Raw genomic sequence first — 16,356 nt, 5'->3', positions numbered from 1 at the left:
AGCCAACGCCTGTTTTCCGCGCTGGTTTCATCGCCTCGCGAATTGCGTGAGCGGCACATAACCTATGTTAAGGAGCTTGATGCCCTTGCTTGCCTAAAGGTGGATTTTAAGACATCGATCAGGCCGCAAAGGATCGGGCCGAGGGGCAGCCAGATGGAATCGGCCAGATTATCGGCGCTTGGGCGCGACACGCGCGCGAGCCGCCTCATCATCCTTCTCCTGTCGGTCGGCTTCGCGGCGTTGCTCGTCGCGGCTGCGACCGCCTTTTACGTCCAGCGCCAGAATGAAACCGACGCGCGGATGGTCGCACACACGCTGGCCGTCGAAGCCGGCCTCGGCGCCTTCGCGAGCGCCACCGAGCGAATGGAAACCGCGCGCCGCGGTCTCATCCTCACACAAAATGCCCAGTTCGCGATGATCATCGAGGAAGCGGAGGCTAATTCGCGGGCGCAACTGGCTACGCTTGAGAAACTGATCAGCGACAACCCCGAGCAGCAGATGCGCGTCCGGACGCTGCGCGGGCACCTTGATGCCTACGCCGAGCATTATAGCAAGACGCTCGGACTGCGCGGTGCCGACCGGCAGTCGCTGATCGACAGCTTCTCGAACGACCGCGGGGTGCTCGCGGTGCGCGCCTCGCGCGCGGTTGTCGAATCGATGCTTGCCGACGAGTTTGCCCTGCTTCGCGAGCGGGAGGAGCGGCAGCACCGCACGCAGCGTCTTTTCACAACGACCCTGATCGCGACAGGCATCCTCCTGCTCGTGGTTGCGGCGGCGACCCTGCTTCTCGTCCGACGCAATCTGGTGGACCTGCGTAGCTCGCGCATGGAGCTTCGACGTCTCAACGAAGGGCTTGAGGAACTGGTCGATGCCCGCACCGGCGAGCTTCAGCGCGCCAATGCCGAAATCCAGCGCTTCGCCTATATCGTGTCGCATGACCTCAGGTCGCCGCTCGTCAACGTCATGGGCTTCACCGCCGAACTCGAGACCGCGCGCAAATCTATCGCGGGCTATCTCGAGAAGGGCGAGTCCGAAGGCTGGCAAGCGCCTGACGCCGCGACGCGTCTCGCGATTGAGGAGGATCTTCCGGAATCGATCGGGTTCATTCGCACCTCGACCCAGAAGATGGACCGGCTGATCAACGCGATCCTCAATCTCTCGCGCCAGGGGCGGCGCACGCTGGCTCCGGAAACGCTCGATCTTGGCGGCGTCGTGCGCGCGATCGTCGGGAGTTTGCAGCACCGGATCGACGAGACCGGCACTGTGGTCACGGTGGAGGAGCTTCCGGTAGTCGTGAACGACCGTGTCGCGGTCGAGCAGATACTGTCGAACCTCGTCGAGAATGCGCTCAAATATCTTCAGCCGGGGCGCGCCGGGACCATAAGCGTGACGGGGGGCACCGACCTTGGGCGCGCCTGGGTATCGGTGACCGACAACGGTCGCGGCATCGAGCCGCGCGATCACGAGCGCGTGTTCGACCTCTTCCGCCGATCGGGCGTGCAGGATCAGCAGGGCGAGGGGATCGGCCTTGCGCACGCACGCGCGCTTGCCTATCGCCTCGGCGGAAATATCGAAATCCAGTCCGAATTGGGTGTGGGGTCCACCTTCCGGCTGATCCTGCCACTCGTGTGGCAAAGCGGAGAAGAGGATGACTGACCAGCAGCCCGTCAATATCGTGATGATCGAGGACGACGAGGGCCATGCGCGCCTCATCGAGAAGAATATCCGCCGTGCGGGCATCTCGAACACGATCCACCATTTCCTCGACGGTACATCGGCGCTCGAGTTTCTGTACGACGCGGCCGAGGGCCCCGTTCGCAACGGGCCGGCGCTCGTGCTGCTTGACCTCAATCTGCCCGATATGAGCGGAACCGATATTCTTGCGAAGCTCAAGGCAGACGGAAGTCCGCTACGGCGCACACCGGTCGTCGTGCTCACGACGACCGACGACAAGGTCGAGATCCAGCGCTGCTACGACCTCGGTTGCAACGTCTATATCACCAAGCCGGTGAACTACGAGAATTTCGCCGATGCCATCCGCCAGCTCGGCCTTTTCCTGTCGGTGATCCAAGTCCCCGATCCCGATCCGGCCTGAGAATTTTTCTGTCCCACATTCTGTACATCGACGACGACGATGGCATGCGCCGGCTCGCATCTCGCGCGCTCGGCCGCAAGGGCTATGACGTCAGTCTCGCGGCGAACGGCGCCGAGGGCGTCGATATGGCAAAGGCGACGGCCTTCGATCTCATTGCCGTCGATCATTATATGCCCGGACAGGACGGCCTTGCTACGCTCGAAGCGCTTCGTTCGCTCCCGGCTTGTCCGCCGGTCGTCTATGTCACCGGCTCCGAGGAGAGCCGGATCGCGGTCGCGGCGCTGAAATCGGGGGCCGATGATTATGTCGTAAAGTCGGTCGGCGAGGATTTTTTCGACCTGCTCGCGTCAAGTTTCGGACAGGTTCTCGAGCGTGCCCAGCTCCGCCGTGCGCGCGAGGAAGCCGAGGCGGAACTTCGCGCAAGCAACGCGCGGCTCGAAGCACTCCTCAAGGAAGTGAATCACCGCGTCGCGAACAACCTCCAGATGGTCATGTCGTTCGTTGCGCTCCAATCGAAGAATTTGTCCGATCCCGGTGCCCGGGAGGCGCTCCAGAAAACCCAGCAGCGGATCGCTACCGTCGCGCAGGTCAATCGGCGTCTCTACACGACCAACGATGTCGAATTCGTCGCGATGGACGACTATCTGTCGGGCCTCGCCACCGATCTTTCCGATACTTGGTCGAACGGAACGGGCGAACGACGGGTGTCTACATCGGCCGAGGCTCTGAAGATCGCGACCGACAAGGCGGTAGCGCTTGGAATGATCGCCAATGAATGGGTCAGCAACGCGTGCAAATACGCCTATCCGGCGGGCGAAGCCGGGGAGGTCCGGATTATGCTCAACAGATTGGGGGCGTCGACCGTCGAACTGGCGGTGGAAGATGACGGCGCCGGGATGCCGTCTGACGGCATTGCCCGGGGCACCGGGCTTGGAACTCGTCTCATCGAAGCGCTCGCACGAACGCACAAGGCGACCGTGCGATACGCGCCCGTGCATACCGCACGGGACAATCCTGGGACACGCGCGTCAATCTCGATCGAACTCCGATCCCACGAGCTTAAGGCGCCTGGTTGAAGCCGGAAGGCAATTTACGCTCAGTGCCTGGATACGGAAAGCCGACGTAATTGCCGTTCATGGGCGACTTCTGGCTCAGGCTGATGCGAGCAATTGCGGCTCAGCAGTTTCCTTTAACGCCATCAGCGCAATCTCCAGCGGATTCAATATCTTTGCCTGCACCTTCGATCGTGTTGCAGGCAGACAGGATCAGGATTGAGCCGCTAAGGGCGAAAATAGTCAGGAACCTTCTCATTTTCTCTCTCCGGGGGGTGCGGGCAAACGACCTTTCATTTGCGTTCCCATATTGCGACAACCGCCGTCCGCAATCATTGTTCCCGTGCACGGCGTCACACTAGCCGAAGCGTTCAAAATGATCGCTAGGCTGGAAAAATAGCTAGGCGCTGCTTGCAAAGCGATCCGCCGGAGATTGTATCCAAGCCATTGATTCCGAATGCGGCGTCATGTCCGATTCATTGCGTCGATCCCCCAAAAGCGGCCGGACCGCTAAGGCCAAGCTCGGCGTTAGCGAGCCTTGGCAACAGAATGCCGAAATGGAGTGTCTACCGCCGGTAAATTGCAGCAAATTCGCAGCCCGACTGTCGTTGGTTCGATCGATACTGTTCCGCCGTGGGCGCGCATGATTGCGTCGACGAGGCTCAGGCCAAGGCCGTGCCCCGGCTTCGAGCGGCTGGCGTCGAGGCGGGTGAGGCGGCGGAAGATATGTTGATGCTCGGACGGCGGAATCCCCGGACCGTCGTCGCTCACCAGCAGGATTGCATCGCGGCCCGCCCGTTCGTCATGCTCCCCGCCGTCGTTACCGCAACCGGCGGCACGCTGCCGATCCTGATGGACGGCGGCGTGCGTCAGGGAAGCGATATCGTCAAGGCACTGGCGCTCGGAGCGAAAGCGGTTCTTGTCGGCCGACCCCAATTCCACGCCCTCGCCGCCGCAGGAATAGCCGGCGCCGCCCATATGCTGCACCTGCTGAGAACCGAGCTCGAACTGGCGATGATCCAGACCGGGGTCCAGAACGTCAGATTCTTATGTAACGATCATGTCGGTCGGCGGCTCACGCGAGACATTGTCAACTTTTAGGAGGGTGATGCGAGCCCGAAAGCAGAGTAGGTTGCCGAATTTGGACTTGGCCCCGGACCGTCAATCGCGGTACCGCTGATGACAGGCAATGGAGAAAGGGGTCCGGTGCGACTATCTCGACGGGAATTCTCATGGGCGCTGGCGGCCGGTCTGGTCGCGGCGCCGGCGGCGCGGGCGGCGGGCAAGGCAGGGGAGAGCGACGCGGCGCTTACGGCCTTTCTCGATGCGGCGTTCGAGGCCGAGATCGCACTCGACCCCGAACAGCTCACCCAGCTCGGCCGCAAGGAGCAGCAGGACCGGTTCACCGATCCCAGCGATGCGGCGGCGGCGGCGCGGCTCGCGTGGCGGCGAGGCAATGTCGCCGCGATGAAGACGCAGTTCGATCGCGCGGCGCTCGGCGAAGACGCGCGGGTGTCCTACGACATGTGGGTCCTCGAACTGGAGCGCGCCGAGGCGTCGACGAAATGGCGCGGACATAATTATATCTTCGACCGCAACGGGCCGCACACCGGGCTGCCGAACTTCATGATCAACCAGCATCGCGTCGATACGCCGGCGGACATGGAAGCCTATGTGGCGCGCGTCACGGCGCTTGGTCCGACGCTCGACGCCTATCTGGAGCGGGCCACGGCGGCGGCGGCGAAGGGCGTGCGCATGCCCGGATTCGCCTATGACCAGTCGATCGAACTCGTGGGGCGCGTCATCACCGGGGCACCGTTCGGCGATGGTCCCGATACGGCGCTGTTCGCCGACGCGAGGGCGAAGGCGGCGGGCCTGGTCGCGTCGGGGCAGATCGATGCCGCCGCGGCCGACCGCTATGTCGCGCAGGTCGCCGCGGCGATGACCGGGTCTATGCAGCCTGCTTACGAGCGGCTGCGCGCCTGGCTCGCCGCCGACCGCGCCAAGGCCGCGGCCGAACCGCTCGGCGCGGGCGCGCTGCCCGATGGCGCCGCCTATTATGATGCGATGCTGCGGCTGCAGACGACGACCGGCATGACCGCCGACGAAATTCACGCGCTCGGCCTGTCCGAGGTCGCGCGCATCCGGGCCGAGATGGAGACGCTGAAGGACCGGATCGGTTTCGAGGGGAAGCTGGAGGATTTCTTCGTCTTCCTGCGCAGCGACGATCGTTTCTATGTCGCCAACGACGATGCCGGCCGCGCCGCTTATCTCAAGATGGCGGAAGCCTATCTCGACGGCATGCGCGTGCGGCTTCCTGAACAGTTCGGGCGGCTGCCCAAGGCCGACCTGATCGTCAAGCGCGTCGAGGCGTTTCGCGAGGAACCGGGCGGCGCGGCGCATTATTCGCCGGCGGCGCTCGACGGGTCGCGGCCCGGCATCTTCTATGTCCACCTCGCCGACACGCGCGCGACGCCGATCTATGAAATCGAAGGCACCGTCTATCACGAAGGCCTGCCCGGCCATCACATGCAGATCGCGCTCGCGCAGGAGATGACCGGCACCCCCGAATTCCGGAAGAATTATTTCTATGGCGCCTATGGCGAGGGCTGGGCGCTCTATGTCGAGCGGCTGGCCAAGGAGATGGGATTCTATACCGATCCCTACAGCGATTTCGGTCGGCTGGGCCGCGAGATATGGCGCGCGATCCGGCTGGTGGTCGATACCGGCATTCACGCCAAGGGGTGGAGCGAGGCACAGGCGCTGGCCTATTACACCGCCAATTCGCCGCAGCCCGCGGCCAAGATCCGTTCCGAAATCCGCCGCTATTTCGTGAGCCCGGGGCAGGCGACCTCGTACAAGGTCGGCATGCAGCGCATCCTGGCCCTTCGCGATCGGGCGCGGACGGCACTGGGCGCGCGATACGACCAGCGCATGTTCCACGAAATCGTGCTCGGCCGGGGCTCTGTGCCGCTGCCGGTGCTCGAAGCGCAGGTCGACCGCTGGATCGCCGCACCCGCCTGATCGCATGGATCTCTAGCGGGGCGGCAGCGGCTGGAGATGCGCGGAATCGATATGCCAGCGAAGCTGGTCGGCGGTTGCCCCGTCCACGTCGTTGACGCGGCGCACGATATAGTGTCCGCGAAACCGCTGTAGCGCACCGGAATCGAGCGTGGCCTCGACCGTGACGGGGACGGTCAGATAAAGCGACCCAGCGGCGCCTTCGGCCTCACCCGCCGAACCGATCGTGACGTGCGTCGACCGGGTGTGGGCGAAACTCTGCCTGAATTTTTCGAGGGTCTGGTTCGGCGGGCCGTCCCGACCCCATTGCAGCCAGGCGGTGGCATAGTCCCGGGCGTCGAGGGCCGCATAATAGCGCTTGACGACATCGGCGGCGGCCTCGTCGCTTCGGGGGTCGGGCCGGCAATCGGCGGGCGGCGATCCCGCCCGGTTCAGCAGCGCGCAGCTTCGGGCGATCTCGTCGTCGATCATCGCGCAGCTGTTGGCGACGTTGCAGGGCGGATGGGTCGCCGGCGACAGGGTGCGGCAGAGCTGTGTGCGGCGATCGGCCGCCTGCCTGCCGATCTCCACGGCGCAGGACCGCGGCTCGCCGGTCGCGGCAGGCGTCGAAGGCAAAGGTGCGGCGCGCGCGACACTATCGGTTGCGGGGCGCGGCGTTTCGGCCGGCTCGGGGGCGCCGGCTTGTCGATCGGCCGGTCCGCCGCACGCCGCGAGCGCCAGCGTCAGCGAAGCGAGCGGACCCGCACATATCCGATATCGTCCGGTCATGGCGTTCGAACGCGCCGCGGATTTCAACGGTTCCTCATGGAACCACCGATGCGCGCGACGGCCCCGGTTGCGCGCCGAAACGCCGCCTTTGTACGACCGGAAGAGCGGGCCCGTCCTCCGCGGGTCGCGACCGAATCTTCAAAAACCGCTCCTCGTTCCTACATCATGCGCATGACCGATCGTTCCTTTCCGATCGACAGACGCGCGCTCATGCTGTCGGGAACGGCGACGGCCGCCGCCGCCTTGCTCGGCCGGTCCGCGGCCGTTACCGCGCCGCTTGCTCCCCATGCCCGGAGTGTCGGAACGGTGCCGCCGTCGGCGTCCGCATCCGTGGCCCCCGCGTCGTTCGATCCGACCTTGCTGCGCAAAGCCCTTGCCGCGCTGGATCGTCACGCCGGGGCGGTCGTCCATCGCGACCGCATCGCGATCGTCGACTTCTCCGCGCCGTCATCGGAAGCGCGTCTGCATTTTCTCGACGTCATCAAGGGAGAACGGTCGAGCCTGCTCGTTGCTCACGGCGCGGGCTCGGATCCTGGGCATACGGGTTTCCTGCAGCGCTTCTCGAATGATTTCGGGTCCAACGCGTCGAGCGAAGGGGCCTTTCTGACCGGCGACTATTATGTCGGAAAGCATGGGCGGTCGCAGCGGCTTGCCGGACTCGATCCGACGAACGACAATGCCCGGGGGCGCGCGATCGTGATCCATTCGGCATGGTATGCGAACGCCGACATCCTTGCCGCGCACGGGAAGCTGGGGCGCAGCCAGGGCTGTTTCGCGGTCGGCGAACATGAACTGGATCGCGTCTTCGGCTTTCTGGGCGAAGGGCGGCTTCTCTACGCCGCAAAGGCCTGAAACGACCACCGCTTTTGCATCTCGCGGGAACGCTGCCTAAGCGCCTCGCGTTATCTCCTTCCATTGCAAGGAGATATTCGTGCGGAAATTGATGTTGGCCGGCTCGCTGCTGGCGCTCACGCTGACTGGATGCGGCAATCCTTCGGCGAACGGCGATGCGCAATCGAACGCGGCGGCGACCACCATCCGCTGGAACGAGGCAGCGGTCGGGCAGTTGCGCAAAGCCATCGAACGGCGCGCGGCGCACGGTCTCGACCATATGCGCTTTGCGGTCGAGGGGCAGGTGGGAAGCGCCGAGGGCGAAAAGGCGCTGACCGAAAGCGCGCTCCGCTACGCCGCGGCGGTCGCGCGCGGTGCGACCGATCCCGCCAAATTGCAGGATATCTATACGATCCCCCGTCCCGAAGCCGATCTGCGGCCCGGTCTGGCCGGGGCGCTGTCCGATGGGAAGCTGGACGATTGGATCGACAGTCTTGCGCCCCAAAATGATCAGTATCGCCAGCTTTCGAAAGCCTATCTCGCGCTACGCGGGTCAGGGGACAAGGCGGCCGCCATCCCCGATACCAAGCCGCTGAAACCCGGTGCGACCGATCCCCGCGTCCCGGCCATCGCGGCGCAGCTGGTCGCGTCCGGCTATCTCGACCGCGCAGAGGGGCAGGGGACCCGATACACGCCGGCGATGGTCCGTGCCGTGCAGCATATGCAGATCGATTACGGCATCGAGCCCGACGGGGTGATCGGCGGCGAGGCGCTCGAAATCCTCAACCTGTCCGATGCCGACCGGGCCCGCGCGCTCGCGGTCGCGATGGAACGCATGCGCTGGCTCGAACGGACGCCGCCCGCGACGCGCATCGACGTCAATATCGCCGCGGGGCGGCTGGCCTATTGGCGCGATGGAAAGCTGGCCGATACGCGCAAGGTGGTCGTGGGAAAACCGGGGAAGGAAACGCCCCAGCTCGGATCGCCGATCTACCGGCTCGTCGCCAATCCGACCTGGACGGTGCCGCGCTCGATCCAGAACGGGGAGATCGCGAAGAAGGGATCGGCCTATCTTCGCCGCAACAACATGGCGTGGAAGGACGGCTGGATCGTGCAACAGCCGGGGCCGCAGAATGCGCTGGGGCTGGTCAAGTTCGACATGAAGAACGAGCATTCGATCTATCTGCACGACACCCCCGCCAAATCGCTGTTCGACGAGGTGCAGCGACAGCGCAGCCACGGCTGCGTCCGGGTCGAGGACGCGCTCGGCTTCGCGCAGATGCTGGCGCGCGACGAGGGTATCCTCGACGAATGGCAGAAGGCGCGCGCGACGGGGAAGGAAAGCTTCGTCGACCTGCCGCGCGCGATACCGGTAAGGCTCTATTACCAGACCGTGCTGTTCGACGATGCGGGCGAGCCGGTCGTCCGCGCCGACCCCTATGGCTGGAACGACGCCGTCGCCGCGGCGCTCGGCTTTCCCGAAAGGCAGGGCTTCAGATTGCGCGCCTCCGGCAACGATATCGGGCCGTAAAATCGACGGTCCGACGCATCTTCCATCATGTCGGCCACCTGTCCGCTCTGCCGGATTTCGGCAACGGGAGCAGGGTGGGCCCTGCTCCCGGCACGATGGCGACGTGTGTCAGGCCGCCTTCTTCCAGTTCGGTTCGAGCGTCACATGCGGTGGGCATTCGGCGATCCGGCCGACGGGGAGGCCCGCAAGCTCGCTGGCGAAGCCGTGGTTCACGTCGCGGTGGTGGGCTTCGTCGGCGCGCACGACCAGCACCACGTCGCGAAGCGTCGCGTCGTCGGGCAGGCCCCAATATTGCTTGGCGATCGCGGGCGCCGGGACGTTGGGACTGCGCCCCTCGTCGATCTCGGCCAGGTAGTGCGTATAGCTGATCACCGCCTCTTCCTCGAAATAGCCGACCACGCGATGCGCCGTCTTCGAACTGACGAGATAGAGCGCGAAGAAGCAGAGGTAGAACACCCACTGGACACCGATGATCACCGCCCGCTCGAACAGCGTCGGCTTGGAGATTTCGATGAACGTCATCAGGTGCATGCGTTCATTCTCGGCCTCGTCCATCAGCGTCTTGATCCAGCCCTTGTCGTCGCACATGCGGCGGAGGCAAGCGAGGTGGTTGATCGTCGCGCCGACCATGCCGGGCACCGCGGCGACCGTTTCGAGCACGACCGCGCGGTGGCCGTAGCGCTCGGCGAAGAAGGTGTCGGCGCACCAGCGGAGCGCCTTGGTGAAGCCATAGGCGATCCGGTCAGAGAAGCCCTGCGGCTTGTGATGAACGCCAAGATCGATGAAAGGTACGGACATTGGAATATCTCCACGGGACGGCGCGGGGGTTGCGATGCCGTCGATGGAGGCCGATTTAGGGGCTGTGTCGGATCGCGAACATTCGGATGATGCCCCTAGCGTGCATCCCCTAGGGGATTTCCCGGAGGCGCAGCGGGCGCGCTTCACGAGCCGTTTCCTTCCGCGCCTTTCGGCCGCGGCGGGATTCGCGGTCGCGCTGTTCTTCCTCGCCGGCGGCGTCGGGGTGCGTCTGATGTTCGCCGATGTGCTGGGGCCGCGCGCGACCTTCATCTTCTTCGTTCCCGGCGTCGTCGTCGCGGGTGCGCTGTCGGGGCTTCGCGCCGGCGCTCTCGCCGCGCTCGCGGGGGCGGCGGCGGGGCTGTGGTGCGATGCGCAGGCGGGGCCGGTCGAAGGCGGCAGCCTGATCGCGGCGGGCGCCTTCGTCGCGATCTCGCTCGCGATCGCGACCGGCGGCGAATGGTTCCAGCGCGCGCGGATCGAAACCGAGGCCGCCGCGGCGGGGCTCGCCAACCGCGAGGCGCATCTGCGGTCGGTCCTCGAAACGGTTCCCGACGCCATCGTCGTGATCGACGAGGCGGGCCAGATCCGCGATTTCAGTCCGGCGGCCGAGCGGATGTTCGGCTGGCCGGCCGGCGAGGCGATCGGGCGCAACGTCCGCATGCTGATGCCCGAACCCTATCGCAGCGCGCACGACGGCTATCTGGAGCGCTATTACCGGACGGGCGAGAAGCGCATCATCGGCAAGGGCCGGGTCGTCGTCGGCCAGCGGCGCGACGGCGCGACCTTTCCGATCGAGCTGTCGGTCGGCGAAATCCGGGCGGGCGGCGAGCGGCATTTCACCGGCTTCATCCGCGACCTGACCGAGCGCCAGAAGGCCGAGGCGCGGCTGCAGGAGCTTCAGGGCGAACTCGTCCACGTCTCGCGGCTCACCAGCCTCGGCGAGATGGCGTCGGCGATCGCGCACGAGATCAACCAGCCGCTTTCGGCGATCGCGAACTACCTCAAGGGCAGCCGCATGCTGCTCGGGCGCGAGGAGGTGCCGCGCGAGCGGGTGGCCGAAGCGGTCGAGCGGGCGGCGACCGAAGCTTTACGCGCCGGCGACATCATCCGGCGCCTGCGCGAATTCGTGGCGCGCGGCGAGACCGAGCGGACGGTCGAAAGCCTGCCCAAGCTGGTCGAGGAAGCGAGCGCGCTCGCGCTGGTGGGTGCGCGCGAACATGATATTCGCGTCCGCTTCGTCTTCGATCCCGCAGTCGAACTCGTGCTCGCCGACAAGGTGCAGATCCAGCAGGTGGTGCTCAACCTGGTGCGCAATGCCGTCGATGCGCTCGCGGAATCGGGGCGGACACCGCGCGAGCTGGAGGTGCGGATCGACCGCGAGGGCGACATGGCGCGCGTCGGCGTGACCGACAATGGGCCGGGTATCGCCCCCGACATCGCGGCGCGGCTGTTCCAGCCCTTCATCACCAGCAAGCGCACCGGGATGGGGGTGGGCCTCTCCATTTCGCGCACGATCGTCGAGGCGCATGGCGGCAAGATCTGGGCCGAGGAAGCCTCCGGCGGCGGCGCGCGTTTCAGCTTCACGTTGCAGATGGTGGACAGGAAGGAACTGGAAGATGGCGAGTGAACCGATCGTCTATGTGATCGACGATGACGACGGCGTTCGCGGCTCGCTCGAATTCCTGCTCGATTGCGCGGGCCTGCGCGTTCGCGGCTTCGCATCGGCCGATGCCTTCCTGAAGGCGTCGCCGCCGCTCGACGGTGCGTGCGTGGTCACCGACGTCCGCATGCCCGGAACCACCGGCATCGAGTTGCTGGAGGCGCTGCACGCGCGCGGCGGCGCCCCCGCCGTGATCGTGGTCACCGGCCATGCCGATGTTCCGCTGGCGATCCAGGCGATGAAGGCGGGAGCAGTCGATTTCATCGAAAAGCCGTTCGACGACGAGGTCATCCTGTCGGCGATCCGCCGGGCGATCAGCGACCGGGCGGCCGACGCCGACGCGCGGGCCGAGCGGAATGCGATCGCCGGCCGGATCGCGACGCTGTCGACGCGCGAGCGCCAGATCATGGATCGCCTTGTCGAGGGACAGGCGAACAAGGCCATCGCCTTCGATCTGGGAATCAGCGCGCGGACGGTCGAGGTCTATCGGGCGAATGCGATGATGAAGATGCAGGCGAAGACCCTGTCCGACCTCGTCCGCATGGCGACGATCGCGCGCGTTGGCGGGGTCTAAGAAAGCTCGCTGAAGCGACGTGCGTAGAGTACCGTGCCTTGTGAACCGTTTGCCCTGAGCTTGTCGAAGCCTGTCCTGAGCGCCTGCAAGGCAGTCGAAGAGGGCGGTCCTTTCTTTCGAGGACGCAGAAGAAGGGCGGTGCTTCGACAAGCTCAGCACGAACGGCAGAAAGAATGATGCAGATGCAACGCACGACGCTCAACGGTCTGTGGGGATTCGGCGTTCGGCGCGCTGCCTCATCCGTTCGTCATGCTGAACTTGTTTCAGCATCCATGGCCGGACCTTCCCTTTTGCGCCGCCTTTCATTCGAGGGCAGACCATGGACCCTGAAACAAGTTCAGGGTGACGAAAGGGAGAAACAGTGCCGAAACCCGAATCCCCGAAGGCCATAATCTGAGTCACTTCCCCCCGCTCGACACGAACGGGAATATTCGACACTCGGCGTTCTGAATCGAAACCTCTCGAAGGGGGCAGATCGGATTCAACGCACGATGCTTTGGGCGAATGCGCCCGGTCACGCGGGCATCGCGGGCAGTCGCCCTATTGGCCGACGCGGCCGGTCGACCAGGTCGCCAGCGTTTCGCCGCTGACCGGATTGGCGATGCGGACCGATTCGATGCGAACGTCGATCGCGCAGATCGGGCGCTGTTCGGTCCCGGCAGGCTGTACGCACCGGATCGGCGCGGAAGCGCCGGGGTTCGCGATGCGCCCCGACACCAGCAGCCGGAACCCGCGCGAACCGTCGAAACGCTCCTTCGGCACGCGCTGGACGATCTCGTAGGGCCGGCCGCCGCGGTGAAGGTCGCGGTCCGCTTCGTTGCCCGCGAACTGCGCGATGGCGAGCGTCTGGCCGGGCAGCGTCACGGGCTCGACGCCGCGCGCCATCGCCCGATCGCCGCGTAGCGGGCAGTCCGGGCTGCTCATCCACGGACGGCTGATCCAGAATCCTTCGGCAACCTCGGCATCCGCCGGGCCGGACGATCCCCAGTCGCCGCCCTTCCACGTCTCGGACCGGACCGAGATGCGCAATATCTGTTCGCCCTCGTCGTAGCTCCAGCGCATCGGCACGCCGCTGTCGGCATCGGCCGGACCGCCGCAGCCGAAGGGCAGGGTGAGGTCGAAGGCGCGGCCGGCGGCGTCGGTGACCGCCTTCGGAGCCGACTGGCCGGAGGCGAAGGCGTCCGCCGCCTGCTGCGCCAGCGCGAGCAGGTCGCCGCGTTCGAGCGTCTTCACGACCGGCTTCGGCGCCGGCGTGGGGGCGGGCGCGACCGGTGCCGGCGCCTTGGGGGCCGGTGCGGTGACCCGGCCGAGGAAGAATCCGCTGCCGCCGATCGCGATGATGGCGGCGAACCCGGCGGCGATGGCGAGCCGGCTCGTTCTGACGCTGGGTTCCTGCATCGGACTTGGATAGCAAATCCTCGCTCATCCTCCAGACCCAAATGGATATTTTTTCACGAAGCGATTGACAGGGGGGCGCTGGCGATTGACGCAGGGGCGATGTCGGTGGACCAAGTTCTGACCCTGCTCGTCCTCGCGGCGGTGGTTGCGGCCCTCATCTGGGACAAGGTGCGCGCCGACGTGGTGGCCCTGACCGGCGCGGCCGTCCTGCTGATGACCGGCGTCGTGCGGCCGGTCGACGTGCAGGGGGCCTTTGCAAGCCCGGCGATCATCGCGCTCGCATCGCTGTTCGTCATCGCCTACGCGCTCGAACTCTCGGGGCTGCTCGACCGGGCGATCGCGGGAGCCGTCGCGCTGTGCCGGCGGATGGGGGCGACGGGGCTGTGGCTGTTGCTGTCGATGATCGGCAGCGTGTCCTGCTTCCTCAATTCGACCCCGATCGTCGTGCTCGGCGCGCCGGTCATCCGCGACGTCGCGACGACGCTGCGCCTGTCGCCCAAGCGCTTCCTGATCCCGCTGTCGTACATCACCATCCTGACGGGCTGCTGCACGTTGATCGGGACGTCGACCAACCTGCTGGTCGACGACATGGCAAGCCTGGCCGGGCAGGCACGCTTCGGCATCTTCGAGATCACGCCCGTCGGCCTGCCGATGGCGCTGATCGGCGGCCTCTATCTTTTCCTGTTCAGCGGCCGGCTGCTCGGCGGCAAGCACGAGGCGGACGAGCGCGCGGGCGACGCGCCTGAAATCGACCAGGCGCATATCGCCAACGCCCAGGTCGGCGACGCCTCGCTGTTCGCGAAGGAACGGCCGTTCCGCCCGCTCAAGGCCGCGATCTCGCTCGCGATCTTCGTGGCGGCGGTGGCGCTGGCGACCGCCGGCGTCGCGCCGATCGCGGCGACGGCATTCGCGGGCGCAGTGCTGCTGATCCTGCTGCGCGTGATCAGCGCCGACGAGGCCTATAGCGGCCTGAAGCCCGAGATATTGATCCTGATCGCCGGTATGGTAGTGATCGGGATCGCGATGGAGAAGAGCGGGCTCGCCGCCGCGGCCTCCGAGCGGCTGATCTCAGGCGTCCACGGACTGAGTCCGCTGGCGGCGTTGATCATCCTCTATCTGGTGACGATGGTGCTCACCGAACTGTTGTCCAACGCGACGGTGGCGGTGCTCGTGACGCCGGTGTCCGTTGCGCTCGCCGAAAGCCTTTCGGTCAGCCCGCGGCCGTTCCTCGTCGCCGTGATGATGGCCGCGAGCGCCGCCTTCGCGACGCCCTTCGGCTATCAGACCAACGTCATCGTCTATCAGATGGGCGGCTATCGCTATCTCGATTTCGTGCGCATCGGCCTGCCGCTCAACCTCATCACCTTCGTGGTCGCGATCGCCTCGATCCGTTTCTTCTTTCCCTTCTGACTCCGGGCCTCGGCCGTACCCGCAACCTGCGACGCGCATGGGCGTTGAAGGCGGGGGCGGCTTGGCAACGGAGAGCAGACAATGTCGGTCGATGCGGTATTCACGAAGATCGCCTCGCGATGCGCCCATATCATGGGGCAGCCGCAGACGTTCATGACCGCCATGGCGCTGGTCGTGATATGGGCCGCAAGCGGCCCCGTGCTCCACTATTCGGACACCTGGCAACTGATCGTGAACACCGCGACGACGGTGCTGACTTTCCTTGCCGTCTTCCTGATCCAGAACAGCCAGAATCGCGACGGCGCCGCGATGCAGGCCAAGCTCGACGAGATATTGCGATCGCTCGAAAAGGCGCGCGAGCAGTTCGTCGGGATCGAACATCTGACCGACGCGCAGATCGAGGAGATCCGGCGCGCGCTGGAAAAGGACATAGAGGCTGGCGACAGCAGGAACCGCACCGCGGTTCCCTCGGTCGAGCGCCTGTTGCAGCGCTATTGATCCCGCGACGAGCGGCGAAGCGAACCGACGTGGAGAGCGAAGATGCGCCTGCTGAAAGACAATAGCCTGACCCTCGTCCTGCTGCTGCTGTTCGCCGCGAGCATCCTCGGCCAGTGGCTTGCCGGCTGGCACGTCGCGATCGAGGATGCCGCCCGCCATGGCGCGGTCGCTCCGTCGCTTCTGTCCTATACGATCAGTCCCGAATTCCTCTCGTCGGTCTTCGAGAATTGGGAGAGCGAGTTCCTCCAGATGTCGGCCTATGTCGTGCTGACCGCCATATTGATCCAGCGCGGCTCCGCGGAATCGAAGGACCCCGACAGCCTGCCGCGCGATGCCGATCTGGCCGTGCAGGCGATGAAGCCGGGCGCCCCCGCGATCCTGCGCAAGGGCCGGCTGGCGCGCGCGCTCTATGCGCGGTCGCTCGGGATCGTCCTCTTCATCCTCTTCCTGCTGTCCTTCCTCATGCACTGGACCCAGAGCGCAAAGGCCGCGGCGCAGGAGGCGGCGGAGCATGGAGAGGCCGCGCTGTCGACGATCGCCTATCTCGGCGACCCGCAGCTCTGGTTCGAATCCTTCCAGAACTGGCAGAGCGAGTTCCTGTCGACCGCCGTCCTCGTCGTGCTCTCGATCTTCCTGCGCCAGCGCGAATCGCCCGAATCGAAAGCGGTCGCCGCGCCGCATGCGCACACCGGCGCCGAGTGACCGCCGCCGGGCGCGAGC

The 16,356-nt window shown here is 65.7% G+C and carries 17 protein-coding genes; 12 read left to right on the top strand and 5 right to left on the bottom strand.

Annotation, left to right across the window (positions count from 1 at the left end):
* The first annotated feature begins 153 nt into the window (after positions 1-153).
* From AC2S9W_RS16620 to AC2S9W_RS16610, 3 genes are read left to right on the top strand one after another with little or no spacing between them, the layout of a single operon-like run.
* Positions 154-1,656: a sensor histidine kinase gene (locus AC2S9W_RS16620; protein ID WP_486571298.1), complete on the top strand. Its 1,503-nt coding sequence runs from the start codon at positions 154-156 to the stop codon at positions 1,654-1,656.
* Positions 1,649-2,095, top strand: a complete 447-nt coding sequence (locus tag AC2S9W_RS16615) for a response regulator (protein WP_067107910.1) — start codon at positions 1,649-1,651, stop codon at positions 2,093-2,095. Before AC2S9W_RS16620 ends, AC2S9W_RS16615 begins: the two co-directional genes overlap by 8 nt.
* Entirely contained in the window at positions 1,984-3,171 is a 1,188-nt protein-coding gene (locus AC2S9W_RS16610) for a sensor histidine kinase (protein ID WP_486571297.1), read from the top strand. The genes AC2S9W_RS16615 and AC2S9W_RS16610 overlap by 112 nt, the downstream gene beginning before the upstream one ends.
* 100 nt (positions 3,172-3,271) lie before the next feature.
* Here the strand turns inward: AC2S9W_RS16610 and AC2S9W_RS16605 are convergent, their stop codons facing one another.
* Both AC2S9W_RS16605 and AC2S9W_RS16600 read right to left on the bottom strand, forming a co-directional pair.
* Positions 3,272-3,406 carry an entericidin A/B family lipoprotein gene (locus AC2S9W_RS16605; RefSeq protein WP_082737170.1) on the bottom strand — a complete coding sequence of 45 codons (135 nt, stop codon included), beginning with the start codon at positions 3,404-3,406 and terminating at the stop codon, positions 3,272-3,274.
* Positions 3,407-3,675: 269 nt separating this feature from the next.
* Positions 3,676-3,918 (bottom strand): sensor histidine kinase, encoded by a 243-nt coding sequence (locus tag AC2S9W_RS16600; protein WP_486571296.1) that lies wholly within the window; start codon positions 3,916-3,918, stop codon positions 3,676-3,678.
* Between AC2S9W_RS16600 and AC2S9W_RS16595 the strand changes: the two genes are divergently transcribed.
* Together AC2S9W_RS16595 and AC2S9W_RS16590 are read left to right on the top strand one after the other, a co-directional pair.
* Complete coding sequence (locus AC2S9W_RS16595) at positions 3,823-4,248, top strand: alpha-hydroxy-acid oxidizing protein (RefSeq protein WP_486571295.1); 426 nt, start codon at positions 3,823-3,825, stop codon at positions 4,246-4,248. The two genes, AC2S9W_RS16600 and AC2S9W_RS16595, sit on opposite strands and share 96 nt — an antisense overlap.
* 105 nt (positions 4,249-4,353) lie before the next feature.
* On the top strand, positions 4,354-6,171 hold the full coding sequence (locus AC2S9W_RS16590) for a DUF885 domain-containing protein (protein ID WP_486571294.1): 1,818 nt from the start codon (positions 4,354-4,356) through the stop codon (positions 6,169-6,171).
* 12 nt (positions 6,172-6,183) lie between these two features.
* Here the strand turns inward: AC2S9W_RS16590 and AC2S9W_RS16585 are convergent, their stop codons facing one another.
* Positions 6,184-6,936 (bottom strand): hypothetical protein, encoded by a 753-nt coding sequence (locus AC2S9W_RS16585; protein WP_486571293.1) that lies wholly within the window; start codon positions 6,934-6,936, stop codon positions 6,184-6,186.
* Between the two features lie 171 nt (positions 6,937-7,107).
* Between AC2S9W_RS16585 and AC2S9W_RS16580 the strand changes: the two genes are divergently transcribed.
* Both AC2S9W_RS16580 and AC2S9W_RS16575 read left to right on the top strand, forming a co-directional pair.
* Complete coding sequence (locus tag AC2S9W_RS16580; RefSeq protein WP_486571292.1) at positions 7,108-7,788, top strand: murein L,D-transpeptidase catalytic domain family protein; 681 nt, start codon at positions 7,108-7,110, stop codon at positions 7,786-7,788.
* Positions 7,789-7,867: 79 nt separating this feature from the next.
* A complete protein-coding gene (locus AC2S9W_RS16575; RefSeq protein ID WP_486571291.1) occupies positions 7,868-9,298 on the top strand; it encodes a L,D-transpeptidase family protein in 1,431 nt (476 codons plus the stop codon).
* 108 nt (positions 9,299-9,406) lie between these two features.
* Here the strand turns inward: AC2S9W_RS16575 and AC2S9W_RS16570 are convergent, their stop codons facing one another.
* Positions 9,407-10,096, bottom strand: coding sequence for an alternative oxidase (locus AC2S9W_RS16570; RefSeq protein WP_212596826.1), 690 nt, complete (start codon positions 10,094-10,096; stop codon positions 9,407-9,409).
* 100 nt (positions 10,097-10,196) lie between these two features.
* Between AC2S9W_RS16570 and AC2S9W_RS16565 the strand changes: the two genes are divergently transcribed.
* On the top strand, positions 10,197-11,723 hold the full coding sequence (locus AC2S9W_RS16565) for a two-component system sensor histidine kinase NtrB (RefSeq protein ID WP_486571290.1): 1,527 nt from the start codon (positions 10,197-10,199) through the stop codon (positions 11,721-11,723).
* Positions 11,713-12,330: a response regulator FixJ gene (gene fixJ / locus AC2S9W_RS16560; protein WP_067107927.1), complete on the top strand. Its 618-nt coding sequence runs from the start codon at positions 11,713-11,715 to the stop codon at positions 12,328-12,330. The genes AC2S9W_RS16565 and fixJ overlap by 11 nt, the downstream gene beginning before the upstream one ends.
* Before the next feature lie 540 nt (positions 12,331-12,870).
* Here the strand turns inward: fixJ and AC2S9W_RS16555 are convergent.
* A complete protein-coding gene (locus AC2S9W_RS16555; RefSeq protein WP_486571289.1) occupies positions 12,871-13,728 on the bottom strand; it encodes a hypothetical protein in 858 nt (285 codons plus the stop codon).
* 99 nt (positions 13,729-13,827) lie between these two features.
* Here AC2S9W_RS16555 and AC2S9W_RS16550 point away from each other — a divergent pair, with 99 nt between their 5' ends.
* From AC2S9W_RS16550 to AC2S9W_RS16540, 3 genes are all read left to right on the top strand, one after another.
* Positions 13,828-15,138, top strand: coding sequence for an SLC13 family permease (locus AC2S9W_RS16550; protein ID WP_067113411.1), 1,311 nt, complete (start codon positions 13,828-13,830; stop codon positions 15,136-15,138).
* Positions 15,139-15,219: 81 nt separating this feature from the next.
* Positions 15,220-15,636: a low affinity iron permease family protein gene (locus AC2S9W_RS16545; protein ID WP_076074840.1), complete on the top strand. Its 417-nt coding sequence runs from the start codon at positions 15,220-15,222 to the stop codon at positions 15,634-15,636.
* A gap of 42 nt (positions 15,637-15,678) precedes the next feature.
* The gene (locus tag AC2S9W_RS16540) at positions 15,679-16,338 is read left to right on the top strand and encodes a DUF6766 family protein (protein WP_486571288.1); all 660 of its coding nucleotides are present in this window, start codon (positions 15,679-15,681) and stop codon (positions 16,336-16,338) included.
* The last annotated feature ends 18 nt before the right edge of the window (positions 16,339-16,356 follow it).

The sequence above is a fragment of the Sphingopyxis sp. 550B genome (assembly GCF_057401805.1).
Note: the sequence above shows the minus strand (reverse complement) of the source record. Positions and strands in the feature narration are given on the sequence as shown.